The 23,150-nt window shown below is 69.0% G+C and carries 26 protein-coding genes and 1 tRNA gene; 11 read left to right on the forward strand and 16 right to left on the reverse strand.

Annotated features, from left to right (window positions below; translation table 11 throughout):
- The first annotated feature begins 16 nt into the window (after positions 1-16).
- Positions 17-1,255, forward strand: coding sequence for an MFS transporter (locus tag ACFXQA_RS04755; protein WP_394518651.1), 1,239 nt, complete (start codon positions 17-19; stop codon positions 1,253-1,255).
- A gap of 6 nt (positions 1,256-1,261) precedes the next feature.
- Here the strand turns inward: ACFXQA_RS04755 and ACFXQA_RS04760 are convergent, their stop codons facing one another.
- Both ACFXQA_RS04760 and ACFXQA_RS04765 read right to left on the reverse strand, forming a co-directional pair.
- Positions 1,262-1,909, reverse strand: a complete 648-nt coding sequence (locus ACFXQA_RS04760) for a response regulator (protein ID WP_394518652.1) — start codon at positions 1,907-1,909, stop codon at positions 1,262-1,264.
- The gene (locus ACFXQA_RS04765; protein ID WP_394518653.1) at positions 1,906-3,117 is read right to left on the reverse strand and encodes a sensor histidine kinase; all 1,212 of its coding nucleotides are present in this window, start codon (positions 3,115-3,117) and stop codon (positions 1,906-1,908) included. Before ACFXQA_RS04765 ends, ACFXQA_RS04760 begins: the two co-directional genes overlap by 4 nt.
- 117 nt (positions 3,118-3,234) lie before the next feature.
- On the opposite strand from ACFXQA_RS04765, the gene ACFXQA_RS04770 reads away from it, so the two are divergent.
- Positions 3,235-4,023, forward strand: coding sequence for a GAP family protein (locus ACFXQA_RS04770; RefSeq protein WP_394518654.1), 789 nt, complete (start codon positions 3,235-3,237; stop codon positions 4,021-4,023).
- Positions 4,024-4,040: 17 nt separating this feature from the next.
- On the opposite strand, the gene ACFXQA_RS04775 is transcribed toward ACFXQA_RS04770, so the two are convergent.
- Positions 4,041-4,652, reverse strand: coding sequence for a TetR/AcrR family transcriptional regulator (locus ACFXQA_RS04775; RefSeq protein ID WP_394518655.1), 612 nt, complete (start codon positions 4,650-4,652; stop codon positions 4,041-4,043).
- A complete protein-coding gene (locus ACFXQA_RS04780) occupies positions 4,649-5,164 on the reverse strand; it encodes a DUF1569 domain-containing protein (RefSeq protein ID WP_394518656.1) in 516 nt (171 codons plus the stop codon). Before ACFXQA_RS04780 ends, ACFXQA_RS04775 begins: the two co-directional genes overlap by 4 nt.
- A 56-nt stretch (positions 5,165-5,220) precedes the next feature.
- On the opposite strand from ACFXQA_RS04780, the gene ACFXQA_RS04785 reads away from it, so the two are divergent.
- Entirely contained in the window at positions 5,221-6,654 is a 1,434-nt protein-coding gene (locus ACFXQA_RS04785; RefSeq protein ID WP_394518657.1) for an aldehyde dehydrogenase family protein, read from the forward strand.
- A gap of 25 nt (positions 6,655-6,679) precedes the next feature.
- On the opposite strand, the gene ACFXQA_RS04790 is transcribed toward ACFXQA_RS04785, so the two are convergent.
- Positions 6,680-7,546, reverse strand: a complete 867-nt coding sequence (locus tag ACFXQA_RS04790; protein ID WP_394518658.1) for an AraC family transcriptional regulator — start codon at positions 7,544-7,546, stop codon at positions 6,680-6,682.
- 138 nt (positions 7,547-7,684) lie between these two features.
- On the opposite strand from ACFXQA_RS04790, the gene nucS reads away from it, so the two are divergent.
- Together nucS and ACFXQA_RS04800 are read left to right on the forward strand one after the other, a co-directional pair.
- Positions 7,685-8,380, forward strand: coding sequence for an endonuclease NucS (gene nucS, locus ACFXQA_RS04795; RefSeq protein ID WP_394518659.1), 696 nt, complete (start codon positions 7,685-7,687; stop codon positions 8,378-8,380).
- A 224-nt stretch (positions 8,381-8,604) separates the two neighbouring features.
- Entirely contained in the window at positions 8,605-9,294 is a 690-nt protein-coding gene (locus ACFXQA_RS04800; RefSeq protein WP_394518660.1) for an HAD hydrolase-like protein, read from the forward strand.
- Between the two features lie 10 nt (positions 9,295-9,304).
- Here ACFXQA_RS04800 and ACFXQA_RS04805 read toward each other — a convergent pair whose 3' ends face one another.
- From ACFXQA_RS04805 to ACFXQA_RS04830, 6 genes are all read right to left on the reverse strand, one after another.
- Entirely contained in the window at positions 9,305-10,276 is a 972-nt protein-coding gene (locus ACFXQA_RS04805; protein ID WP_394518661.1) for a fumarylacetoacetate hydrolase family protein, read from the reverse strand.
- Positions 10,273-11,295, reverse strand: coding sequence for an amidohydrolase family protein (locus ACFXQA_RS04810; RefSeq protein WP_394518662.1), 1,023 nt, complete (start codon positions 11,293-11,295; stop codon positions 10,273-10,275). Before ACFXQA_RS04810 ends, ACFXQA_RS04805 begins: the two co-directional genes overlap by 4 nt.
- A complete protein-coding gene (locus ACFXQA_RS04815) occupies positions 11,292-12,425 on the reverse strand; it encodes an FAD-dependent monooxygenase (RefSeq protein WP_394518663.1) in 1,134 nt (377 codons plus the stop codon). The genes ACFXQA_RS04810 and ACFXQA_RS04815 overlap by 4 nt, the downstream gene beginning before the upstream one ends.
- Positions 12,426-12,470: 45 nt before the next feature.
- Positions 12,471-13,469, reverse strand: coding sequence for a cyclase family protein (locus ACFXQA_RS04820; RefSeq protein ID WP_394518664.1), 999 nt, complete (start codon positions 13,467-13,469; stop codon positions 12,471-12,473).
- Positions 13,466-14,434, reverse strand: a complete 969-nt coding sequence (locus ACFXQA_RS04825; RefSeq protein ID WP_394518665.1) for a fumarylacetoacetate hydrolase family protein — start codon at positions 14,432-14,434, stop codon at positions 13,466-13,468. Before ACFXQA_RS04825 ends, ACFXQA_RS04820 begins: the two co-directional genes overlap by 4 nt.
- A gap of 69 nt (positions 14,435-14,503) precedes the next feature.
- Complete coding sequence (locus ACFXQA_RS04830; protein WP_394518666.1) at positions 14,504-15,514, reverse strand: VOC family protein; 1,011 nt, start codon at positions 15,512-15,514, stop codon at positions 14,504-14,506.
- 101 nt (positions 15,515-15,615) lie between these two features.
- Between ACFXQA_RS04830 and ACFXQA_RS04835 the strand changes: the two genes are divergently transcribed.
- Positions 15,616-16,590 (forward strand): LysR family transcriptional regulator, encoded by a 975-nt coding sequence (locus ACFXQA_RS04835; RefSeq protein WP_394518667.1) that lies wholly within the window; start codon positions 15,616-15,618, stop codon positions 16,588-16,590.
- A 29-nt stretch (positions 16,591-16,619) separates the two neighbouring features.
- Here ACFXQA_RS04835 and ACFXQA_RS04840 read toward each other — a convergent pair whose 3' ends face one another.
- Together ACFXQA_RS04840 and ACFXQA_RS04845 are read right to left on the reverse strand one after the other, a co-directional pair.
- Positions 16,620-17,855 (reverse strand): MFS transporter, encoded by a 1,236-nt coding sequence (locus ACFXQA_RS04840; RefSeq protein ID WP_394518668.1) that lies wholly within the window; start codon positions 17,853-17,855, stop codon positions 16,620-16,622.
- Positions 17,856-18,022: 167 nt separating this feature from the next.
- Positions 18,023-18,229, reverse strand: a complete 207-nt coding sequence (locus tag ACFXQA_RS04845) for a cold-shock protein (RefSeq protein ID WP_394518669.1) — start codon at positions 18,227-18,229, stop codon at positions 18,023-18,025.
- Between the two features lie 309 nt (positions 18,230-18,538).
- Between ACFXQA_RS04845 and ACFXQA_RS04850 the strand changes: the two genes are divergently transcribed.
- A complete protein-coding gene (locus ACFXQA_RS04850) occupies positions 18,539-18,775 on the forward strand; it encodes a GNAT family N-acetyltransferase (RefSeq protein ID WP_394518670.1) in 237 nt (78 codons plus the stop codon).
- 7 nt (positions 18,776-18,782) lie between these two features.
- Here ACFXQA_RS04850 and ACFXQA_RS04855 read toward each other — a convergent pair whose 3' ends face one another.
- Positions 18,783-19,607, reverse strand: coding sequence for an SDR family NAD(P)-dependent oxidoreductase (locus tag ACFXQA_RS04855; RefSeq protein WP_394518671.1), 825 nt, complete (start codon positions 19,605-19,607; stop codon positions 18,783-18,785).
- Between the two features lie 96 nt (positions 19,608-19,703).
- Here ACFXQA_RS04855 and ACFXQA_RS04860 point away from each other — a divergent pair, with 96 nt between their 5' ends.
- Both ACFXQA_RS04860 and ACFXQA_RS04865 read left to right on the forward strand, forming a co-directional pair.
- Positions 19,704-20,633: a LysR family transcriptional regulator gene (locus tag ACFXQA_RS04860; protein WP_394518672.1), complete on the forward strand. Its 930-nt coding sequence runs from the start codon at positions 19,704-19,706 to the stop codon at positions 20,631-20,633.
- Positions 20,634-20,686: 53 nt separating this feature from the next.
- Positions 20,687-20,968, forward strand: coding sequence for a hypothetical protein (locus ACFXQA_RS04865; RefSeq protein WP_394518673.1), 282 nt, complete (start codon positions 20,687-20,689; stop codon positions 20,966-20,968).
- A gap of 19 nt (positions 20,969-20,987) precedes the next feature.
- On the opposite strand, the gene ACFXQA_RS04870 is transcribed toward ACFXQA_RS04865, so the two are convergent.
- Together ACFXQA_RS04870 and ACFXQA_RS04875 are read right to left on the reverse strand one after the other, a co-directional pair.
- Positions 20,988-21,329 carry a DUF7882 family protein gene (locus tag ACFXQA_RS04870; protein ID WP_394518674.1) on the reverse strand — a complete coding sequence of 114 codons (342 nt, stop codon included), beginning with the start codon at positions 21,327-21,329 and terminating at the stop codon, positions 20,988-20,990.
- A 188-nt stretch (positions 21,330-21,517) separates the two neighbouring features.
- Positions 21,518-21,601: transfer RNA gene (locus ACFXQA_RS04875), tRNA-Leu, on the reverse strand.
- Positions 21,602-21,865: 264 nt separating this feature from the next.
- On the opposite strand from ACFXQA_RS04875, the gene ACFXQA_RS04880 reads away from it, so the two are divergent.
- Together ACFXQA_RS04880 and ACFXQA_RS04885 are read left to right on the forward strand one after the other, a co-directional pair.
- Entirely contained in the window at positions 21,866-22,600 is a 735-nt protein-coding gene (locus tag ACFXQA_RS04880; protein ID WP_394518675.1) for an FhaA domain-containing protein, read from the forward strand.
- Positions 22,600-23,139 carry an FHA domain-containing protein FhaB/FipA gene (locus tag ACFXQA_RS04885; protein WP_394518676.1) on the forward strand — a complete coding sequence of 180 codons (540 nt, stop codon included), beginning with the start codon at positions 22,600-22,602 and terminating at the stop codon, positions 23,137-23,139. Before ACFXQA_RS04880 ends, ACFXQA_RS04885 begins: the two co-directional genes overlap by 1 nt.
- Positions 23,140-23,150 lie beyond the last annotated feature (11 nt).

The raw sequence follows: 23,150 nt of genomic DNA on the forward strand, positions 1-23,150 counted from the left end.
TCGGTACGCTCGTCGCATGCACACCGAACTCTCCCGATCGCAGATCGTGCGCTGGCGCACCGCCATCTTCGCCATCTTCCTGGCGAGCGGTCTCAGCATCGCCACTTGGGCGTCGCGCGTCCCCGCGATCAAGGCTTCGCTGGGCATCGACAACATCCAGGTCGGGCTCCTGCTCCTCGGCATGGGCGTCGCCTCGATCGTGGGACTCTCGGTGGCTCCGGTGGTGCTCGCGCGCATCGGCGCACGTCGGGGAATGCTCGCGGGACTGCTCCTGGTGGCGGTCGGCGTCACGATCATCGGGGTCGGCACCGATTTCGTCCACTCGTACCCGGTCGTCCTCCTGGGGCTCGCCCTGTTCGGATTCGGCAACGGATCGGTCGACGTCATGATGAACGTCGAGGGCGCGGCGATCGAGAAGCACACCGGCCGGACGATCCTCCCCCTCTTCCATGCCTTCTTCAGCTTCGGCACCGTCATCGGCGCGGGTCTCGGCGTCGCCGCCGTGGCGATCGGCCTCGCCGTGGTGACCCACGCGAGCATCATCGCGGTGGTGATCGTGGTGATCGCCTTCGTGAGCATCGCGAACGTGCCGGCGCACGAGATCGCCGACGAAGATCAGGCGAATGCCGCACCGACCGCGTGGCGCGAACGCCTGCACGTCGCGCTGTCGGCGTGGCGGGAGCCGCGCACCTATGCGCTCGGCGTCGTCATGCTCGGCATGGCCTTCGCCGAGGGCGGCGCGAACGACTGGCTGCCTCTCGCCCTCGTCGAGGGCCACGACGCCGATCAGGCGCTCGGCGCCGCCGGCCTCACCGTCTTCTCGATCGCGATGACGGTGGTGCGGGTCTTCGGTGGCCCGCTCGTCGACCGCTTCGGCCGTGTCCCGGTGCTGCGGGTGCTCGCCGCCACCGCCGCGGTGGGCCTGCTGCTGTTCATCCTCGCGCCGAACCTGCCACTGGTCTTCGTCGGCGCAGCGCTCTGGGGCGCCGGGGCATCGCTCGGCTTTCCGCTCGCCATGTCGGCGGCGGCCGACGACCCGGCGCATGCCGCCGCTCGCGTCAGCGCTGCGGCGACCATCGGGTACGTCGCGTTCCTCTGCGGTCCGCCGATCCTCGGCTTCATCAGCGAGCACGTCGGGCTGCTGAACACGCTGTTCATCATCGTCGGCCTGATCGTCGCGTCGGGGCTCTTCTCCGGCGCCGCTCGCCCGATCGTGCCGACGGTCTCCGAACCGAAGGCCCCAGCGAAGCGCTGAGCCCGGTCACCCGTCCGATCGGGCGATGGCCACGGCGTGAGAGCGACTCCGGGCGCCGAGCTTGGCGAGCACGCTCGACACGTGCGTCTTCACGGTGGGCACCGTGATCCGCAGCCGCTCGGCGATCTGGGCGTTCGAGAAGCCGTCGGCCATCGCGTCGAGCACTTCCGCCTCGCGAGGCGTCAGGCCTCCGATCGTCGAGGGGGCGGCCGGTTCGGGCTCCCGTGTGAGGAGTTCGAGCGCGCGACGGGTGACGCGCGGGTCGAGCACCCCCTCGCCCCTCGCGATGCGGCGCACCGCGTCGACGAGAGTGGCGGCATCGGCCGTCTTCAGCAGAAAGCCCACCGCCCCGGCGGCGAGCGCCCCGGCGACGAGGTCGTCCTCGTCGAAGCTGGTCAGCACGAGCACTTCGCTCGACCCGGCGTCGACGATCCGCGCCGTGGCCGCCACGCCGTCGGTGCCCGGCATGCGCAGATCCATCAGCACGACGTCGGGCCGCAGCGCCGCGGCGTTGCGTACCGCCACCTCCCCGTCGGCGGCCTCGCCCACCACGTCGAACCCGTGCGACTCGAGGATGATCCGCAGACCCTCTCGGATCGCCCCGTGGTCGTCGGCGATCATGACCGTGGTCCGGCGATCCTCTCGCGCGGTCATATCGGCGCCACCTTCGGAAGACGCGCCTGCACCGTCCATCCCGAGCCGTCCTCCCCGGCCTGCAGCTCGCCGCCGACGGCGCGCGCCCGTTCTCGGATGAGTTCGAGCCCCCAGCCGCTGCCCTCGAGGGGCGGATGCCGCAGAGCCACCCCGCCTTGCGACGTGACGCGCACACGCACCTCGCCGTCGCCCTCGGACAGGTGGACTTCGACGACGGCGCCCGCCGCGTGGCGGAGGCAGTTCGCGAGCGACTCCTGCACGATCCGGGCGATCGCCTGATCGACCGGGTCGGCGACCGGGCCGCGGATCTCGTCGTGCAGCGTGACCCTGAGACCCGACAGGCGCGCGGCATCGACCGACGCGGCGACCGTGTCTCGACCCCGCGGTAGGGCGAAGGTGCGAGGCGACCCGCTCGGCGAACGCAGCACAGAGATCATCGAGCGGAGCGCTTCGTGGGCCTCGAGCCCCGAATCCCGCACCGCGCGGAGTGCCCCCCGGTCGCGCTCGCCATCGGACGGCGATGCCAGTGACGCCTCCGCCCGGATCGCCATGGCCGACACGTGCCCGGCGACGAGGTCGTGCAGTTCGCGGGCCATCGCCTCGCGCTCGTCCTGCACGGCGGCCTCCCGGGCCCGTGCGGCCAGCGCCTCGGCATCTTCGGCCCGCTGCCGGTGCAGGGCGACGAGCTCTCGCGACTGCGCGACGGCAGTGGCGTACCAGTAGGTGGTGCCGAGCAGTGCTCCCACCTGCAGAACGATGACGGCCGCGACGCGAACCTCCCCCACGGCGGCGAGCGCGGCGGTGCCGATCGCGGCAACGGTGACGGCCACCGCGAACAGGATCATGCGACGCCGGCGAGCTGCCGCGTCACGGGTGGCGACGTAGAGGGTGTCGAGCACGACGAGGAGAGGGACGAGGCCGCCCACGGTCGCGAGGTCGACGAGCCCGATCGCCGTGGCGGCGAGCAGCGCCGCGAGGGGGAACCGGTCGCGCAGGAGCACCACCGCGCAGGCGGGGAGCGCTGTCACGAGGGTCCACCACGGTGAGGCGTCCGGCGGAACGAACGAGAAGAGGTTCCACAGACCCGAAACACCGAGCGCCGCCGACGCGACGGCGCACAGTGCGTAGACGACCGGGTCGACGACCGACCGGTGCCCCCGCACCCACCGACGCACTCGCCTCGCCCTTCGCGCTGATCCGGTCGTCATCGACTCATGCAACCATGCCGAGGCGCGGGCGTCCTCGTTCGAAAGGACGAGAGAGCAGCCGCGGTCCTCCATCCTCCGCCCGATGCGTTCCGTGCGGGTCGATCCGAGGGTGGTGCCATGGACATCCTCCCCGGCGTTCCGCTGCCCCTCGCCCTGACCCTTCTCGCGCTGCTCGACGGGCTCAGCATCGGCACGCTGCTCATCCCGCTGTTCTTCCTCCTGGTGCCCGGGCGCGTGCGCGGGGGGCGGATGCTGCTCTACCTCGGCACCATCGCGCTGTTCTACCTTCTCGTCGGAGTTCTCTTCCTCTTCGGTCTCGTCAACATCGTCGACGTCGCGGGCGACTTCCTTTCCTCGTCGCCCGGCCGGATCGTGAGATTGGTCGCGGGGGCAGCGCTCCTGGGCACGGCGTTGCTGATGCCGACCGGGCCGCGCGTGAAGAAGGGCGTCGCAGCGACCGCCCCCGCAGCATCCGCCCCCGCCGCCGAGGGTCCTCCCGACCCTCCGGGCAGACTCACGCGGTGGCGGGAACGCCTGCTCTCGGACCGCACCCCGCCCCTCGCGATCGTCGGGATCGCCGTGGGGGCCGGAGTCGTCGAGGTCGCCACGATGGTGCCCTACATCGTCGGCATGACGATGCTCGCCGACGCATCCGTGCCGTTGCCCGCCCAGATCGCGGGACTGACGGGCTACTGCGCTGTGATGGTCGCGCCCGCTCTCTTCTTACTCGTCCTCCGCCTCGTCGCCGCTCGAGTCATCGACGCACCGCTTCGCCGCCTCGCCGGCTGGCTGCAGCGCACGGCAGCCGAGAACACGGCGTGGATTCTGGGGATCGTGGGGTTTCTCGTGCTGCGCGCCGCGGCGACAGAACTCGGCATCTTCGAGTGGCTCGGATCGCTCGGCTGACCCTCGGTGCCGAGCGACTACGCGCCGAGAGCGCGACGCAGTACCGCGACGCGCTGCGGAACATCGATGGCCGCGACGGCGTCGGGTCCGTCGGCCGCCAGGAAGAGCGGAACGACCACCATTCCCATCACGAGATCGGTTGCCACCGCCGTGCCCACGCTTCCAGTGATCTCACCGCGCGCGGCGGCGCGCTCCAAGACCGCCGCGACGTGATCGCGGGCCAGGCCGTAGACGTCCCGCTCGATGATGGCGGCGAGTTCGGGATCGTGGGTCGCGCGCCCTGACAGCGACCGCAACACGCTGCCCGTACGACCGCCCAGAAGAGCGACCTTCGTTTCCAGGAGCGCCGTCAGGTCGCCGTCGAGGGTTCCCGTGCTGTGGTCGACGGCGAAGTCGGCGATCAGCGCCGCGGCAGCGGTGGCGACGAGTTCTTCTTTGGACGCCCACCGGCGATACAGCGACGCCGTCGACACACCGGCACGCTGAGCGACGGCGGCAGTCGTCAGAGCTGCGTATCCCTTCTCTTCGATGAGGAGCACGGTCGCCTCGAGCAGCGCGGCGTCGAGACGGGAATCGCGCGGACGACCCTGGGGCGTGTCTGCGACGGTGTCGGAGGCCGATGCACTCACCGGTCGGTCGTCACGGGTTCTGCGCCTGCGACCTCGAGGCCGGGAAGGTGCTCGCGCAGGTGCATCGCCTGCAGGCGCGCGCCCTGCTCGGGCGTGCATACGCCATAGGTGGGATGCGGCTGCAGCGAGCCCGTGTGCGCGAGGAGCGCCGTGGCGGCGATCTCCAACCGGCGCAGCGCCGCGGTCACGGCCAGGTGAGGGTCGAGCTCGGGAGCTCCGTCGACCGGAGCCGCGAGGTTGTGTTTCATCGCGCCTCGGCGCAGGAACAGATGCTTCGCCGCCCGCCCGATGGTCGTGCGGAAACCCACGGGCTTCAGAACGGGATACCCGCTCAGCGAGTACTCGATGCTCTGCGCGGCGTGCTGCAGCGTCTCGGTCAGAGTGAAGGTGCCGCCCGAAGTCAGCGAACTGCCGCGGGGGTCGGCGGCGATCGCGCGGGCGAGGTCGTCGAGGACGATTCGCAAGTCGGAGCGGCTGCTCTCACCCGCGGGGGTGGTGTCGAGGGAATCCATGGACCCACCGTAACACTTACGAAACGAAACCAACTTGTTTCGTATACCATCGAGATATGACCCGTCACGAGCTGCCCCTGGCCGATGCCGATGCGTTCGCCGAGTCCGCCGCCCGGCCCGCTCAGCTGGTGCCACGACTGCGGGGTGGCTTCGATCGCGGCCTCACTCGCCCCCTCGCCTGGCGTCGCCGCCAGCTGGAGAGCCTCCGTCGCCTCCTCCGCGACCACGGATCCGAACTCGAGGATGCCCTCGCCAGCGACCTCGGAAAGAGCCGCGTCGAATCCCAGCTGACCGAGATCGGCTTCGTCGTGCGCGATATCGACCACACCCTCTCCCACCTGCGGCGGTGGACATCTTCGCGTCGCGTCCCCATCCCGATGGTCCTCGCCCCCGCCTTCGGGCGCATCGTGCGCGAGCCGCTCGGCGTGGTGCTGGTCATGGCGCCCTGGAACTACCCGGTGCAGCTCCTGCTGGCACCCCTCGTGGGCGCCCTCGCCGCCGGAAACGCCGTGGTGCTCAAGCCCAGCGAACTCGCTCCGGCCGTTGCGGCCGCGTTGGCACGCCTGATTCCGCTCTACCTCGATCCCCGCGCGGTCGCGATCGTGCAAGGGGGCGTACCCGAAACCACCGAACTGCTCGAGGAGCGCTTCGACCACATCTTCTATACGGGCAGCGGCGCGGTCGGGCGCATCGTGATGACGGCGGCGGCGAAACACCTCACCCCGGTGACGCTCGAGCTGGGCGGGAAGTCCCCGGCGTGGGTCGACGGCACGGTCGACGCGACCGCGGCCGCCACTCGGCTCGCGTGGGCGAAGTTCATCAATGCCGGGCAGACCTGCGTCGCGCCGGATTATGTGCTGACCACACCCGAGGCAGCACCCGCACTCGAGCGCGCCCTCACCGACGCCGTCAGCGCGCTCTACGGAGCGGACCCGCGCAACAACCCCGACTACGGCCGGATCATCAACGACAAGCAGTTCTCGCGGCTCGAAGCCCTGCTGGGCGACGGACGCGTGGTGACGGGCGGCATCACCGACTCCGACACCCGATACATCGCCCCCACGGTACTCACCGACGTGAGTCCGGACAGCCCCGTGATGACCGAGGAGATCTTCGGCCCGATCCTGCCGATCATCACCGTGCCGTCCCTCGACGCGGCCATCGCCTTCATCACCGCGCGCGACAAGCCACTGGCGCTCTATGCCCTGACCGCGTCGAAGCGCGCGAAGAAGAGGCTGCTGGCCGAAACGTCTTCGGGTGGTGTCAGCTTCGGCACTCCGCTGCTGCAGCTCAGCGCACCGGCGCTGCCGTTCGGCGGGGTCGGCGCGAGCGGAACGGGCGCGTACCACGGCGAAGCTTCCGTGCGGACGTTCAGCCACGAGAAGTCGGTGCTCGACAAACCCCTGTTCCTCGACACCCTGCGCGTGATCCGGCCGCCGTTCACCCCGCTGACCCGTCGCCTCGCCACGCGCCTGATCGCCCGCCGCTGACGGAGCGCCCGCCGAACCTCGAACCCTAGGCTCGTTCGACCGGCAACCAGATCTCGGTGGTTGCGGTGCGGAAGTCTTCGGCTCGGTCGAGCACCGTGACGATCGAGGGCCCAGGACGGAGCCGCCACGGGTTGGACGGAAACCAATCCGTCGCCGTGGCCGCCCACGTCGACTGGAGCGTCTGCGGGTACGGGCCCGTCGCGCCGAACACCGCCCACTCCCCCGCCGCGACCTCGATGACGTCGAGGTCGCGGGGAATGACGACCTCCTCGCTGACGGCTACCCCGTGCAGGTACGTGAGCTCACTGCCTTCCGAGTAGTCAGGATCGACGTCGGCACTCACCTGAAGAAGGCCGGCGGGCTCCGTGTCGCTCAGCTTCTTGAGGCGAGAGTGTTCGTCTCGAGGCAAAGAGGCGATCAGGGCTTGGATGTGCGGATTGATCCCCTCGTGGATGAGTGGCACTCGGGCCGAATGTCCGACGAGTCGGAACGCGTTCTGACTGGTTATGCGGGTGTCCATGGGGCTGTTCCCTTCTACGGTCAGGCGGAACCTGAGCTGCGGTTGAGTGCGAAGGGGGCCACCATCTCGCCGCACGACGCCCGGACCGGCGCTGTGCACCGCCCGGAACGCTCGGCCGAATGCCTCCGCCGAGCCGTACCCGTAGCGCACCGCGATTCCCAACAGATCCCCGTCACCGAGAACGTCTGCCGCCGCGACCGTCATGCGGCGCCGCCGGACGTACTCCGACAACGGCATGCCGGCCAACGACGAGAACATTCGCCGAAGGTGGTACTCGGTTGTGCCGAGCTTCGACGCCAGAGCGACCAGATCGATATCCGCGGCGAGGTCGTCTTCGACCAGCTCGACGAGTCGGTTGAGGTGTGCGATCACGGTGTCCCCTTTCGACATCCAGCCTGCCTGGCCGTCCATCCTCAGACCCCACTATCGCGGTTCGATCCGATCGGGTGCCGGGCGCTGTCACCTGCTGACCATGCGCTGGGGGCCTGGCTCAACTACTACGCTGAGTCAGTGCGTCTCGTCATCGCGCGCTGCTCGGTCGACTACACCGGCCGCCTGAACGCGCACCTCCCCCTCGCCACCCGCCTCCTCGTCCACAAGGGCGACGGCAGCCTCCTCGTGCACTCCGACGGCGGCTCGTACAAGCCGCTCAACTGGATGAGCCCGCCGTGCACGCTGACGGTCGAGACGCCCGATGCCGAGGCCGCCGAAGAGGGCGTCGTGCAGCAGTGGCGTGTCACCCATGCCAAATCGGGCGATGCGCTGGTCGTGCGCCTCTACGAGGTGCTGCACGACTCCACCCACGCGCTCGGCATCGACCCCGGGCTCATCAAAGACGGCGTCGAGGCCGACCTGCAGCGGCTGCTGGCCGAGCAGGTCTCGCTCATGGGCGAGGGCCTCACCCTCGTGCGTCGCGAATACCCGACCGCGATCGGCCCGGTCGACCTGCTGCTGCGCGACGCGGCGGGCGGAACCATCGCCGTCGAGGTCAAGCGTCGCGGCGACATCGACGGCGTCGAACAGCTCACCCGCTACCTCGAACTGCTCGGGCGCGACCCGGGACTCGCTCCCGTCACGGGCGTCTTCGCCGCCCAGGAGATCAAACCCCAGGCCCGCGTGCTCGCCGCCGACCGCGGCATCCGGTGCGTCACCCTCGACTACGACGAGATGAAGGGCATCGACTCCGGAGCCCCGCGGCTCTTCTGACGCGGGAGCACCACCTGGTCGCTGCCCTTCGCAGCATCCGCGTCACTTCCCGTCACCCGCGGCGCGACAGCGCGGCATTGCCGTCATCCGCGCCACAAATCAACGGCGCGGATGACGGGAAATGTAGCGGGATGCAGAGCCCTCGGCTGCGACACGAAGCGCCCGACCCTTTACGCGCAGCAGCCTGAATCTGGCAGCCCCGCGCGGCCGGTAGCGTGGTGACCATGCCCGAACGCTCCCCCTTCTCTTGCGTCCTGTGGGATGTCGACGGCACGATCGTCGATGCATCCGAGGGCATCCTCCGGCGTCTGACCACGACCCTGACCCACTTCGAGAAGCAGCCGCCCACCCGAGGCGAGCTGTCGCACTGGATCGGGCCGCCCATGTTCGAGTCGTTCCAGGTGAACGTCGGCATGACCCCCGAGCAGGCGACCGAGGCCGTCACGTTCTACCGCGGGCTGAACAAGGCCGAAGGGTACACCTCGAGCGCGAAGCTGTTCCCGGGCGTTGCCGAACTCATCGGCGAACTGCACACCGCGGGGGTTCCGCAGGCCACCGCGAGCTCCAAGCCCGAGGTGCAGGTCACGGCGCTCATGGAGTTCTTCGAGCTCTCCCCGGCGTTCACCGCCATGGTCGGCGCAAGCCCCGACGAGCGAACGCTCAGCGCCAAGTCCGACATCGTGGCCGAGGCGTTGCGCCGACTCGAGGTCGCCGGCGTCGACACGAGCCGCCCGGTGCTGATCGGCGATCGCCACCACGACGTCGAGGGCGGTATCGCGAACGACGTGCCCGTCATCTTCGTGCGGTGGGGTTTCAGCTGGCCGCACGAATCCGAGGGCGCGGTCGCCGCCGTCGAGACGGCCGACGAACTGCGCGCGCTCCTCCTCGTCGCCGATCCTGTCGAGAGCGCCTGAGGCCCGACCGTCACCTGTGCCGCGCGCGCGACCGTTCCCGGGCGCGCGCGATCTTCGGCGCCACGACAGCCTCCCCGACGCGGCCGGTCATCTCGCCGATGCCTTCGACGACCATGCGCACCTCGTCGCCCGCCTGCAGCGGCGGCGGCGTGAGCCCCTGATTGCGGCCCCACAGCTCGCCGAGACACCCCCCGTTGCCGACGGTTCCCGAGCCGAGGACGTCACCGGGCACCACGCGGGAATTGCGTGAGGCGTAGGCCACGAACTCGGGGAACGTCCAACCGGCGTTCGAGACGAGATCCTCGCCGACGAGACGGTCGTTCACGTAGACCTCGGCCCGCACCGCGAGAAAGCCGTCGTCGTCGACGAATCCGGCGACCTCATCGGCCGTGACGATCCAGGGCCCGAGCGTCGTGCCGAAGTCCTTGCCCTTGCAGGGCCCGAGCCGCACCTTCATCTCACGGGCCTGCAGGTCGCGCGCCGACCAGTCGTTCATGATCGTGTACCCGAAGATGTGCGTCGCCGCAGCGTCCGGCGTGAGGTTCGCGCCGTCCGAGTCGCCGGATGCCCCGATGACCACCGCGACCTCGAGCTCGAAGTCGAGCCGCTCGGTGACCGGGGGTGAGACCTCGTCGACCGGGCCCAGGATCGTGTGCGGGTTGCCGAAGTAGAACGTCGGGGCCTCGTACCACTCGTCGGCGACGTGGCTCTTGCCCTCGACGCCCGCGCTGACCCCCTCGACGTGCTCCTCGAACGCCACGAAGTCGCGGACCGAGGTCGGCGCGAGGGGTGCCCGAAGGAGCACGTCGCCGAGGGGCGCGCCCTCAGCATCCGCCACGGTCTCGAAGAGGTCGGATGCCGCGGACAGACCGCGGGCGAGAACGTCGGCCACCGTCAATCCGTCCGGAAAAGGCACCACCCGCCGATCGATCACGAATCCCTCGCGGTCGACTTCGCCGTGGGTCCAACGGGCGATCTTCATACCGCGACCCCGCTCGTCAGCAGTGCCCGGGCGTTGCCGCCGAGGATCGCCTCGACCGCCTCGTCGGGCAGCCCCGCCGAACGCACGAAGCCGACGGGGTCGTCGAGCCCCATGTCGAACGGGTAGTCGCTGCCGAGAACGACCCGGTCGCTCCCGGCGAGCTCGACGAGGTGACGCAAGCCCACCGGGTCGTGCACGACCGTGTCGAACCAGAGCTTCTGCAGGTAGCTCGACGGTTCGTGAGCGCAGCGCCGGGCGTCGGGGCGCACCCGCCACGCGTGATCGCTGCGGCCCATCGCCGTCGGCAGGTACCCGCCGCCGTGGGCGGCGATCAGCCGCAGACCCGGGTGTCGGTCGAGCACCCCCGCGAAGATCAGGTGCGACAGGGCGACGGCGTTCTCGGTCGGCTGACCCACGGTGTTCGCGAGGTAGAACCGGTCGAGCCGCTCGTCGAGCGAGCACCCGAAGGGGTGCAGGAACACCACGCAGCCGAGCTCTGCCGCGCGGGCCCAGAAGGGCTCGAGGCGCTCGTCCGAGAGTTCGACGTCGCCGGCGAACGACGAGATCTCGACGCCCGCGAGGCCCCGCCCGAGCACGGCATCGTCGAGGTACTCCACGATCCGGGCCGGATGCTGCAGCGGAACCAGTCCGAGACCCCGGAGCCGGTCGGGGGCGGCCGCGACGTGTTCTGCGATGAGGCGGTTCGCCTCCATCGCCGACCACACCGCGAGACCCTCGGGCGCCCACGGGTAGAAGTGGTTCGGCGAAGCGCTCACCCACTGCACGTCGACGCCCTGAGCGTCCATCTCCGACAGGCGCACACCGACGTCGGTGAGTTTCGGAATGCGGGCCCCGACCATCGGGCCCGATACCGCCTGGCTCTCGGCTCCGTTGCGGCGGAACTCCAGCTCGGCGGCCGCCGCGACCTGGTCGGGTGCGCGCCGAGTCACCTCGGCGTGCAGGCTCGGCATGAGCAGGTGCGCGTGCACGTCGGTGACGGGCGCCGATCCGGCGGTCATGCGGGTTCCGCCATCTTCTGCGCGATGCCGTAGATGAGTCCGCCCGCATCCGCGTCGCGATCGCCGTCGAGCTGCCACTGACCGAGTTGGGTGGATGCTTCGACCACCGCCGTCGCGCGAGGCAACCGCCGCGCGTGGAACTCATCCCAGAGGCTCTGCTCGATCGTGTCGTTGGCGATCAACAGCTCGGTGAGGACGAACGCATCTTCCAGACCCTGCGCTGCGCCCTGGGCGATGGTGGGAGGGCAGCTGTGCGCGGCGTCTCCGATCACGACGACCCGCCCGCGGTTCCAGGGGGCGGGAACGATGTGCGAGGTGAACCAGGTGTAGTTCGCGGGGGCTCCCGCCTCGAGGTCGGCGCGGATCGCATTCCAGGGGCCGTCGTAGGCGCGGGAGGCATCGAGCATGATGCGCGTCGCCTCCTCGTCGCTGACGCCGACACGGTCTTGGGCCTTCTCCACGAGGAAGGCGTACATCGAGTCCTCGCCCGTGGGGGTGTACCCCGCGATATAGGCCGGGCCGCCGTAGTACAACTCGCTCTTGACGACGTCATCGGGGCGCGAGACGAACGTGCGCCAGATGCCCATCCCGGTCGAGGCCGGCTTGGTGTCGATGCCGATGAGCGCTCGCACGGTCGAATTCAGCCCGTCCGCGCCGATGAGCAGGTCGTAACGCCCGGCGGAGACCCCGTCGATGAAGACCTCGACTCCGTCGTCGTCCGATTCGATCGCGGTCACGTGCGCACCGAACGTGATGTGCACGCCCGCCTTCTCGGCGTGCGCGAAGAGGATGCGGGCGAGGTCCCGCCGCGGCATGCCCATTCCTGCCGGGTAGTCCGGGCCCCCGGTCTTCAACTCGGGGAGCGCCGCGACGACCGGCGCCCCGGGGCCCGGCGCCCGCAGATTCAGCCCGTCGAACGCGTATCCCGCCGCCCGGATGTCGTCCCACGCCCCGAGAGCGTCGAAGACGCGCAGCGCGTTGCCCTGCAGCGAGATGCCCGATCCCCCGATCCCCAGTTCGGGCTTCCCTTCGAACAGGTCCACCTCCACACCAGCCCTCGCCAGCTGGATGCCGGCGGCCAGCCCGGCGACGCCGGACCCGGCGATAGCGACCTTCTTCACTGCGGTCATGTCAGAACCTCTCTGTTCTGTTCGTTGCTCGAAACTCTGCGGACGTCAGAAGACCGCGACGGGGTTGATCGGCGAGCCGACCGCCCCCGTGATCGGGAGGGGTGGTGCCGACAGCAAGACGTCCCAGCGCCCGCGCTCGACGCAGGCGGCGGCGAGTTCGTCGAAGTCCCACATCTCGCCGATCGTCAGACCCATGTTCGGGATGGCGATCTGGTGGAGCGGCTGGAAGGCGGGCGCGTCGAATTCGTTCGGACGCACTTCGAACCCCCACGTGTCGGTGGCGACGGCCGCGATCTCCGAGCGGTGCAGCCACCCCGCGGCCGTGATCGAGATGCCCGCGGCATCGCCGCCGGCGTAGTCGTTCCACCCCTCGCGCCGAGCCCGGGTCAACCGCCCGGTGCGCACGAGCAGGATGTCGCCGCGTCCCACTCGACTCGACCCGCCCTGAGCCGCGATGGTCGCGTCGAGGTCGGCCGCCGTGATCCCGTAGCCGTCGGGCAATTCACCCGTGTCGGGGTTCAGGTGGCGTGCCACATCGAGTAGCACCCCACGCGAGACGATGACGGATGCTGCGTGCTCGACGCCCGTGAGCCGGTCGCCGTCGCTCGTGACGACGTCGCCGGCACGCCGGCCGTTCCACGCCATCCCGTGGTCGAAGATGTGGCCGAGTCCGTCCCACTGCGTGGAGCACTGGAGCGGCATCGTGATGTAGTCGTCGGCGCCCCCGATGCCGTGCGGGAACGGCTGGTTGCCCCGCTCGGCGTCGGTGCCGGTGTCGGTCATCGTGTGCACCGGGTTGATCCGGCGGCGCCATCCCTTCTGCGGGCCGTCGGTGTCGAACGACTGCGACAGCGACACCACGCGACCATGGGTCACGAGTGCCGCCGCCTCGACGCGCTTGGCCTCGTCGATGAAGTTCAGGGTGCCGAGTGCGTCATCCTGGCCCCAGCGACCCCAGTTGCGAAAGGCTTCGGCCCGCACGCCGATCTCGGCCTCGGGGTTCTGCCGGTCGAGGTCGGCCGGGTTCTCGGTGAGCGAGCTCATGCCGACACCTCTTCGGCGACGCACCGGACGACCTGGGTGCCGAGGCCCTCGACGGTGCCCGTCATCACGTCGCCGTCGCGGAGGAACCGCTTCCAGTGCTGGCCGTTGCCGGCGGGGCTGCCGGTGAGGAGTACGTCGCCGGGCAGGAGCGGCAGCGTCTGCGAGGCGGTCGAGACGAGAGACGCGACATCGAAGAGCAGCTCGGCGGTCGTCGCATCCTGCATCACCTCGCCGTTCAGTTCGAGGGTGATCGACAGATCCGACGGGTCGACGAACGTGGCGGGCACCAGGAACGGGCCCGTCGGCAGGAACCCCGGCGCGTTCTTCGCGCGGAACCAGTCGGCGCCGATGTCGCCCACGTCGGGCGGGAAGACGAGGTCGCGTGTGGTGACGTCGTTCGAGATCGTGTAGCCGGCGACGTGGGAGAGGGCATCGTCCTTCGAGACGCGGAACGCCTCGCGGCCGATGACGACGGCGAGCTCGAGCTCCCAGTCGTGCACCTCGCTGTACGCCGGCAGCGAGAGCGGCACATCGTCGCCGACCACGCACTGCGCGAGGCCCAAGAAGATGAACGGGCGGCCGCTGGCGGCGCGGACGTCCATGATCTTCTCGGCGCGCGCGCGGATCTCCTCCGGAGAACCGGTGGGGTCGCCCTTGGTCAGGCCGCCCATGATCAACTGCACGACGTGGGTGCGGTAGTTCGCCCCGGCCTGCAGCACCTGTCGGGGTTCGACGGGGGCCACGAGCGTGACGTCGGCCAGCGGCGACCACGGTCCGTCCTGCTGCGCGAGCCGGCCCAACCGATCCCAGTCGGCTGTCGCGAGAAAGGCGTTCAGATCGCTGGCGCCGAGGTCGGCAGCATCCAGGGGACGGATCCGCTCCCCCGCGACGAGACCGAGGGCGATGTCTTCGCCCCGCCGGTAGCGGGCGAGGGCGAAAGGTGCGGTGGTGCGGGCGTTCGTCATGAGTCCTCCTCGAGTCGTGACAGATGGTGTCCCGGGGCGGTGCGACGACCGCCCCGGGAAGCGTGCGGCTCAGCCGTGTTGCGTGTAGGGGTTGAGCAGCGCGTCTTTGATCTCGTCGGGCACGCCCTCCTCGGTCGCACTCGGGCCGTCGGCCGCCGGGAACGATTCGGTCATCGACATCGGCATGGCACCGTTGCGGTAGAGGTTGCTCGAACCCAACGACGGCTTCCAGGTCTGCGGCTCCCAGTCGGGCACGTAGTTGCGGTATCCGCCGGTGTTCAGCTCGATGCGCATGCTCGAGGGCTCCCGGTAATAGAGGAAGCTCTGCTCACCGATGCCGTGGATCGACGGGCCGTACTCCATGCCCGTGCCGCGCTCCATCAGAACGTCGGCGGCGATGAGCAGCTCCTCGCGGGTGTCGACCCAGAAGGCGTAGTGGTTCACGCGACCCGCACGGCTCGAGCCGTCGAGAACGACACCCAGGTCGTGCGACTTCTCGTTCGTCGTCAGCACGGAGAAGACCGAGATGGGCGCCTCATCCAGCACGGTGCGCGCCATGATGCGGAAGCCGAGAACGTCGTTGTACCACTTCGCGAAGCCGTCGACATCGCTGGCGGCGACCGTCACGTGGTCGAGCTGGCGCGGAGCGCCGGCGACGTGGCTGCGCTTCTCGGGACGGTCGGGGTAGATCGAGGCGACGTTCGGCTCGGCGCGGTGCCGGGTGACGTCCCAGTGCAGGGTCATGTCGTGGCCGTAGGGGCCGACGAAGCGGTACGCGCGGCCGATCTGGTGCGCGTCGATCCACTCGCCGGTCACGCCCGCCGCTTCGATGCTCTTCACGGCCTCTTCGAGCGCTTGGGCACTCGAGGTGCGCCAGGCCATCGTTGCGAGCGCGGCTTCGTCGCCCGGGAGTACGACGAGGGAGTACGAGTAGTAGTCGCCCCAGCAGCGGAGGTAGACGGCGCCGTCGACACGGTCGACCTCGGTGAGGCCGACCTGCGTCTTGTAGAACTCCACCGACGCCTCGACATCGGGAGACGTGATGGCCACGTACGACAGGTGGGAGAGCAGCTTGATCATCTTCGACCTTTCAGGAACACCGGCCCATCAGCGGGCCTGTTCCCACTATCGGTCGGGGTTAGCCATCAGGGAACGCCCGGTTCTCTATGCCACGCATCGACATGACTTATAGTCGTGTCGTCGACGCCGTCGTCGACGATGTACTCGCCGAAGAGGACTCCATGACCGCGGAACCGCCGCTCTCCCGCCTCGATCTCAACCTGCTGATCGCCCTCGACGCCCTGTTGAGCGAACGCAGTGTCACCAAGGCTGCGCAACGACTGCAGCTGAGCCAACCCGCCCTGTCGGCCTCACTCGCCCGACTCCGCACGCATTTCAGCGATCCGATCCTCGCTCGCCGCGGCAACGAGTACGACCTGACGCCTCTCGCCGTACGACTGCTCGAGCACACCTCGACCGCGCTGGAGATGGCCCGTCGGGTCTTCGACAGCCAGACCGACTGGGTGCCCAGCACGTCGACGAGGGAGTTCTCGGTCTTCGGGTCGGATTACGGCTTCGCGACCGCGGGTCAGGCCGTCTCCAAGCTCGCGGCGATGCGCGCACCCAACGTGAAGTTCCGCTTCCTCCTCCACACCCCGCAGATCATCGAGAACGTCGACGATCGCCTCCGCTCCACCGACGCGCTTCTCATCCCGCACGGTTTCGTCACCGACCTCCCGCATCTCAACCTGCGGAAAGACCGCTGGGTCGTGATCGTCGCCACCGCCAACGACGTCGTCGGCGACGAGGTGACGATGGAGCACATCAGAACGTCTCCCTGGGTGTTCACCTACCAGTCGCGCACGGCCTTCACCTCGGCCAGTCGGCAGCTGCAGGAGCTCGGGGTCGAACCCCACGTCGAAGCCGTCGTCGAAAGCTTCCTGTCACTGGCGCCGTTCGTCGCGGGAACGCGGCGCCTCGCGATGGCGCAGGCAGGACTCGCCGACCTGATCGTGGGGATGGGCGGGGTCAGGGCGATGGAGCCGCCGTTCGAGGCGACACCCATCACGAATGCGCTGTGGTGGCACCCCGTCCACACGCACGATCCGGAGCACATCTGGATGCGGGAACAGTTCGCCGAAGCCGCCGCGTCCTGACGACGCGGCGGCTCACAGCATCCGTTCCCTCAGCGTGCGGCGGGGGCGTCCTCGCGGGCGCGGGCCCGGAGCAGCAGCATGGTGAGGCCGGCGACGACGAGCGCGGCGATGCCGACCACCCCGACCGCGGCGTTGAGCGTGCCGACGATCCCCGCGAGGATCCCGACGATGATCGGCGTGATGAACTGGCCGAGGTAGAACGACGCGGTCCACCATCCGGTGACACGCCCCCTCTCCTCGTAGCGGGTGGATGCCACGACCCAGGTGACGAGCGACGGAAGCAGCAGACCCGATCCGAACGAAGCGATCACGGCGCCCGCGACGACACCACCGAGCGCGGGGACGACCCAGATCACGATCATTCCCACCGCCTGCAAGGCGAAAGCGAGCGGCAGCAACGACCCGGGGCGCACCCGCGCCAGCCGCGAGAAGATGAAGCCCGCCACCGCGGTCGCGAGCGATGCGACGGCCGAAACCAGCCCGATCACCCGGGTGTCCCCCGCGTCGACACCGGTACCGACGACGAGGTAGCTGACCTCGATGATCAAGACGTAGAAGACGAAGCCACCGAAGACGGTGACCACGAGCGGTGCCGCGATCTGACGCCAGGGAATGCGCACCTTCTCGCCCGCCGCCGCGTGACGGTCGCCTTCCGCACCGCCGCGCGGCTCCCAGAGCGCGAAGATCATGGGTACGGCGACCAGGATGCTGATCGCGTAGACCCAGAACGGGGTGTGCCAGCCGCCGACGCCGAGCGCGCCGCCCAGCACGATGAAGACCGTCGCGGCGAGCGTCGTCGTCACCGTCTGCAGGCCGAGGTACTTGTTGCGCCGACGCTCCTCGTAGAAGTAGTCGACGATGAGAGTCGTGCAGACGGTCATGATGGCGGCCTCGCACACACCGACCAGCACGCGACTGAAGAGGATCTCGGGCAGCCCCTCGAGCCAGGCGGGTGCCGTGCCCACGAGGGCGTAGGCGATCATCGCCCCGATGAGCAGGTTCTTCCGACCGAGCCGGTCGACGATCTGACCCGCGAACGGGGCGAAGATGGCGATCATCAGCGCGGGGATGGCGACGATCATCGGCACGAGGATCTCGGACCCCGCGACGTCGGCGAAGTGCGCCGAGAGTTGGGGCAGTACCGGGGTGATCAGCACTGAGCCGAGCACGGGCATGCAGCTTCCGGCGAGCAACAGGATGCCCTGGAGGGCGCCGGCTGTTCGGGTGGCGTCGGCGGTCCGGCCGACCGAAGTCGAATTCGACATGGGAACTCCTTTGTTCCCGATCATTCGACCGCGCACCTTCCGCCCTGTGAAGGAGAGATGCGTTATAGACGTCATAGGCCCCGGTGATGCCGCGGGACCGCAGACGAAGGTCCGCACCGCCTCTGCGGCGGTGCGGACCGATGAATCCCGCGCGCTGCGGGCGGGGTTCAGATGGGGTTGATGTTCTCCGCCTGCAGACCCTTGGGGCCCTGCGCGACATCGAATTCGACTCGCTGGTTCTCTTCCAGGGCGCGGTAACCCGACGCCTGGATAGCCGTGTAGTGCGCGAAGACGTCCGCGCTGCCGTCGTCGGGAGCGATGAACCCGAAACCCTTCTCCGAGTTGAACCACTTGACCGTGCCCTGCGTTGCCATGACGTGCCGTTCTGTGCGTGTCGACGCCTGATACGCCGAACGATTCACACGCTAATGGTCGACGTGTCGACGCCGAAAGGATGGTGACGGAAACGTTGCACGAAGTAACGCCGGCGAAATCGACGCCGAAAACCATACGACGCCCGGGCCGAGCAGAGCTCTGAGGCCCGGGCGTCGACGGATCCCCCCGGATAGGCCACGCGATGCGTGACTGCCGATCACTCTACTGATGATTGAAGGTTCCCGCGACAGCAATTTGTTGCGGCTTTGCGCAGTGCCGCACCGGGCACCTCCGCGTAGGGTGACGACGTGGCCCACATCGATCCGCGCGACCTCGAGAACGCCGACCTCGACGCCGTGCGACTGCTCATCGCTCGTGAGGCCGAGCGTCCTCTTTATGCGCGCGTCTCGGCCACGAACGAAGCGTCCCTCGCCCTGTTGACGAAGCTCGGCTTCGCCGAGGTCTCGCGCGGCCCTGCTTCCGCCCCGGGGCTCGGTCGAGCCGACGAAGAGATCGTCTTCGCGCTGCCTCCCACCCTCGAGTAGGGCAGCCTCAGGCGGGCGCGATGCGCGGTGCGCCGAACGCTTCTCGCGCCACGGGTTCCCACGCACGCCACGTCGCGAGGCGTTCTTCGTAGAGGGCCTCGATCTCGGGAAAGGTGAGGCCGAGAATGAGGCGCAACGGCGGATGCTCGGTATCGACCAGCGCGAGCACAGCGGCCGAGGTGGCGGCGGGATCGCCGACTTCGAACTCGACGGTGTTCGCCGCGCGCGCTTCGGCGTACTCCGGCAGCTCGTCGCTCACGCGTGAGCCGTGCGAGAGCCACTGCGTGGCGTAGGGTCCCGGCTCGATACAGGTCACGTGAATGCCGAAGACCGCGACCTCCTGCGCCAGCGACTCCGAGAGTCCCTCGAGCGCCCATTTGGAGGCGTGGTACGCGCCGATACCCGGATACGCGCGAACGCCTCCTTCGCTCGTGACCTGCAGCAGGTGGCCCGAACGCTGCTGCCGGAACACAGGAAGCACCGCTTGCGTCACCCACGTCGCGCCGAAGAAGTTCGTCTCCATCTGCTCGCGCAGTTCGCGTTCGGTCACCTCTTCCACCATGCCGAACTGTCCGTAGCCGGCGTTGTTGACGACCACGTCGATGCGCCCGAAGGCGCGGAGTCCTCGCTCGACCGCCGCGAAGACACCCTCCCGGTCGGTGACGTCCAGCTCGACCGTCACGACGGCAGTGCCGAAGCGCTCCGGGAAGTCGGCCAGGCGCTCTGCGCTGCGAGCGGTCGCGATCACGCGATCCCCGCGCTCCAGCGCCGCCTCCGCCCAGAGTCTGCCGAAACCGCCCGCTGCGCCGGTGATGAACCAGGTCTTGCTCATTGTCGACCTCCTTTCCTTCTACGGTGCGCCGGCGGCATCCATGACACCAGCGAATGTTCGGCACAATGAGCATTCCCCGATGGAATACTGCTCGGTATGCCGCTCGACGTTCACCCCCAACTGCTCCGCGCCCTCCGGGCAGTGCTCGACACGGGATCGTTGACCGCGGCTTCGGAACGACTGGGCTTCACCCAATCGGCGCTGTCGAAGCAGATCGCGGTGCTGGAGGCCGCGGCCGGAGTGCGGCTTCTCGAGCGGGGCGCACGGGGAGTGACCGCCACCGCCGCCGGCCGGCGGCTCGCGATCCACGCGGCGGCCGTGCTCGATCAGCTCGATGTCGCCGCCAGAGAGCTCGACGAACTGCAACGCCCGCTCGGCGGCCGAGTGGTCCTCGGGGGGTTCCCGGCCGCGGCGATGGGCCTGATCCCGCGAGCGATCGCCCGGTTGCACCACCAGCATCCGTCGATCGCGGTCGACTTCGCCGAGTCGTCGACACCCGTGCAGATTCGACGGCTGCGCGCCGGACGCCTCGATCTCGCGGTGATCGCCGCGGGCGACGATCTTCCCGACTGGGGCACGTCGGGCATCGAACTCGAACCGCTCCCGTCGGGACACCTCGTCGTGGCTGTCAGCGAGGATCATCGCCTCGCGGGTGCCGTGCGGGTCGACGTGTCGGATCTGGATGCGGAGGACTGGATCGCGGGGCGCGGGGCCCGTGGCGAACCCCAGTTCGGCGCCTGGCCGACGATCCGCGAACCCCGTATCGTCGCCGAGCTCAGCGAATGGTCGGCGAGACTCGGGTTCGTGGCAGCGGGCCTCGGCATCACCACCGTGCCGTCGATGTCGGTCGACGCGCTCCCTCGGGGCGTCACGACGGTCATGGTCACCGACCTCGGCTGGCGAGGACGATCGATGCAGCTCGCCCGGCGCGGTGAACTCGACCCGGCGGGCGGGGCCGTCAGGGAGGCGGTGATCGCCGAAGCCGAGGCCCTCGCTGCTCGCGGCGCCGCGGGAGGTTCTCGCTAGCTCCGCTGTCAACCCGTTCGCGGTAGACGCCGCGCGTCGTCTACCTTCGCCGAATGAGCACTGCGCAGACAATGGTGAGAACGTCCATCGCTATCGGCGAGGCGAACTTCCTCCTCGCCCAAGACGCGGATCTCGATGCGTTGAAACAAGACATCGTCACCGCCGTGCAGGCGGGCGGTGACTTCGTCGAATTCGTCGTCGTCGGAAACCGCACGGTCAGCGCACTGCTGACCGGCCGTGACAGCATCATCCTCAGTATCGAGACGGTTCCGCTCGACGCCCGTGACACCGGCGACGTCGACGCACCGTTCGGCACCTTCTTCGACGAGCTCTGACGCTCCCGACGGTCGCGGGTCAGTACGCCTCGTCGGTCGCAGGCTTGCCCTGTCTCACCTGGGCCGGCGCGGGTTCGGGCACTACATAGAGCCCGCGCGGTGAGTTCGCCGTGTACATCAGCGCGTCGATCCACGCGCGGTTCACGGCGGGCTCGCGCCCTCCGTAGTACTTGTACGTGATCACACTCCCGGGGTGCACCCAGATGGACGTGCGGCCGTCGCCGATGCTGATGTCGTCCTTCCACGAGAAATGGAACGACTCACCGCGCCGGAGCTTCGCACCGATGACGGTCTGCAGGTGCAGCAGCAACCGGTCTTCGAAGTCGGCCTTCAGCTGTCCCTCGAACAAGAACTTCCCCACCGGTACCTCCACATGATGTCGTTGCGGCGAAAGAACATACCTATTCGAAACGGTTCTGCGCGAAGGGCTGGCTCTCGCGACCCGCGGGTGATAGGCCGTCGTCGTGCGCTGGCTGCGGCACCGGTTCGGCGTCACCTCCTCGGGCGGACGACAAAAAGGGCCCCTTTCGGGACCCTTTTCTCGTTCTGTGCGCGAGGGGGGACTTGAACCCCCACGCCCTTGCGGGCACTGGCACCTGAAGCCAGCGCGTCTACCTATTCCGCCACTCGCGCGTCACGCAGCATCCGAGATCCTGCGTAGTCAACCTGCCGAGAATATCACGCTACTCCGCATCGCGAATCGAGGGGATCCCGAAGATCGAGGATGCTTCGCCCGCGCACCGGTCCTCGACGTTCGGGATCCCCTCGATCGTCGGCGAGGGCGCACGCCCGGGCACCGGCGAAGCGGCGCGCGAGCGGTCGAAATGGTCATGTCCATGGGGCATCCAGCCGTGGCAACTACGATGAAGCCACCATCTGCCTGCCTGAAGGAGTCTCGTGGGGCTACTCGACAGTTTCGAGAAGGGTCTCGAACGTGCCGTCAACGGTGCGTTCGCGAAGACCTTCCGCAGTGGTATCCAGCCGGTGGAGATCGCATCGGCGCTGCGCAGCGAACTCGACAAGAAGGCGGCCGTCGTGAGCCGCGACCGTATCTTGACGCCGAACACGTTCGTCGTCCGGCTGTCGGCTGCCGACGACGAGAAGATGCGGGGCCTCGGCACCACGCTCGTCGAAGAACTCGACGGTCTCGTGAAGAAGCACGCGCGCACCCAGGGCTATTCCTTCGCCGGTCCGGTCACGATCACCCTCGAGCGCGATGAGAGCCTCTCGACCGGAACCCTCCGCGTCGAATCCGAGACCGCCAGCGGCTCGGTGTCGTGGCGGGCCGTCGTCGACATCGACGGGCAGCGTCACCCGCTCGTCGCCGCCCGCACCGTGATCGGACGCGGCAGCGACGCAGACATCACGATCCCCGACGCGGGTACCAGCCGCAAGCACGTCGAGATCCTCTGGGACGGCGAGCGCGCCATGGTGCGCGACCTCGGCTCGACGAACGGCACGCAGCTGCAGGGCCGCAAGGTATCCGAAGCCCCCCTGCCCCCCGACGCGACAGTCACGATCGGCCGCACGAACATCGTCTTCCGCATCGTCGCGCAGGCGTCACCGCCGCCCCGGCCGCCGATCCCCGATACGACGCGCGCGTTCGACGCCCGACGAGGGGACCCCCGCTGATGCCCAGCGAATTGACCTTTCTGCTGCTGCGCATCGGCTTTCTGGTGCTGCTGTGGTTCTTCGTGTTCGCCGTCGTCTACTCACTGCGGGCCGACCTCTTCGGCGTGAAGGTGAGAAAGATGCCCGAGCCGGTGGCGGCCGCCGCCCCGGCTGCTGCGGCCGCGGTTTCGCGCCCCGGCGACAAGACCGAGATCGTCGCGGCCGCCCCCCGCGCCTCCGCCGCAGCGACCGGCAAGGCCACGACCGACTCGGTGTCGCGCATCGTGATCACGAGCGGGCCGAAGGCCGGCCTCGAGCTTCCGCTGGGCAACGAGCCGCTCACGATCGGGCGCTCGAGCGAGTCGGGCCTCGTGATCCGCGACGACTACACCTCGAGCCACCACGCACGCCTGGTGCTGTGGGGCGAGCAATGGATGCTGCAAGACCTCGGCTCGACCAATGGCAGCTGGCACGGCGGGGCACGCGTCTCGTCTCCCGTCGCCATCGAGATCGGCGCGCCCATCAAGGTCGGCGCGACGACCTTCGAGCTGCGGAAGTAGTGGCGGCGCAC

Source organism: Microbacterium shimangi, assembly GCF_043556445.1.
In the GTDB taxonomy this organism is placed as follows: domain Bacteria; phylum Actinomycetota; class Actinomycetes; order Actinomycetales; family Microbacteriaceae; genus Microbacterium.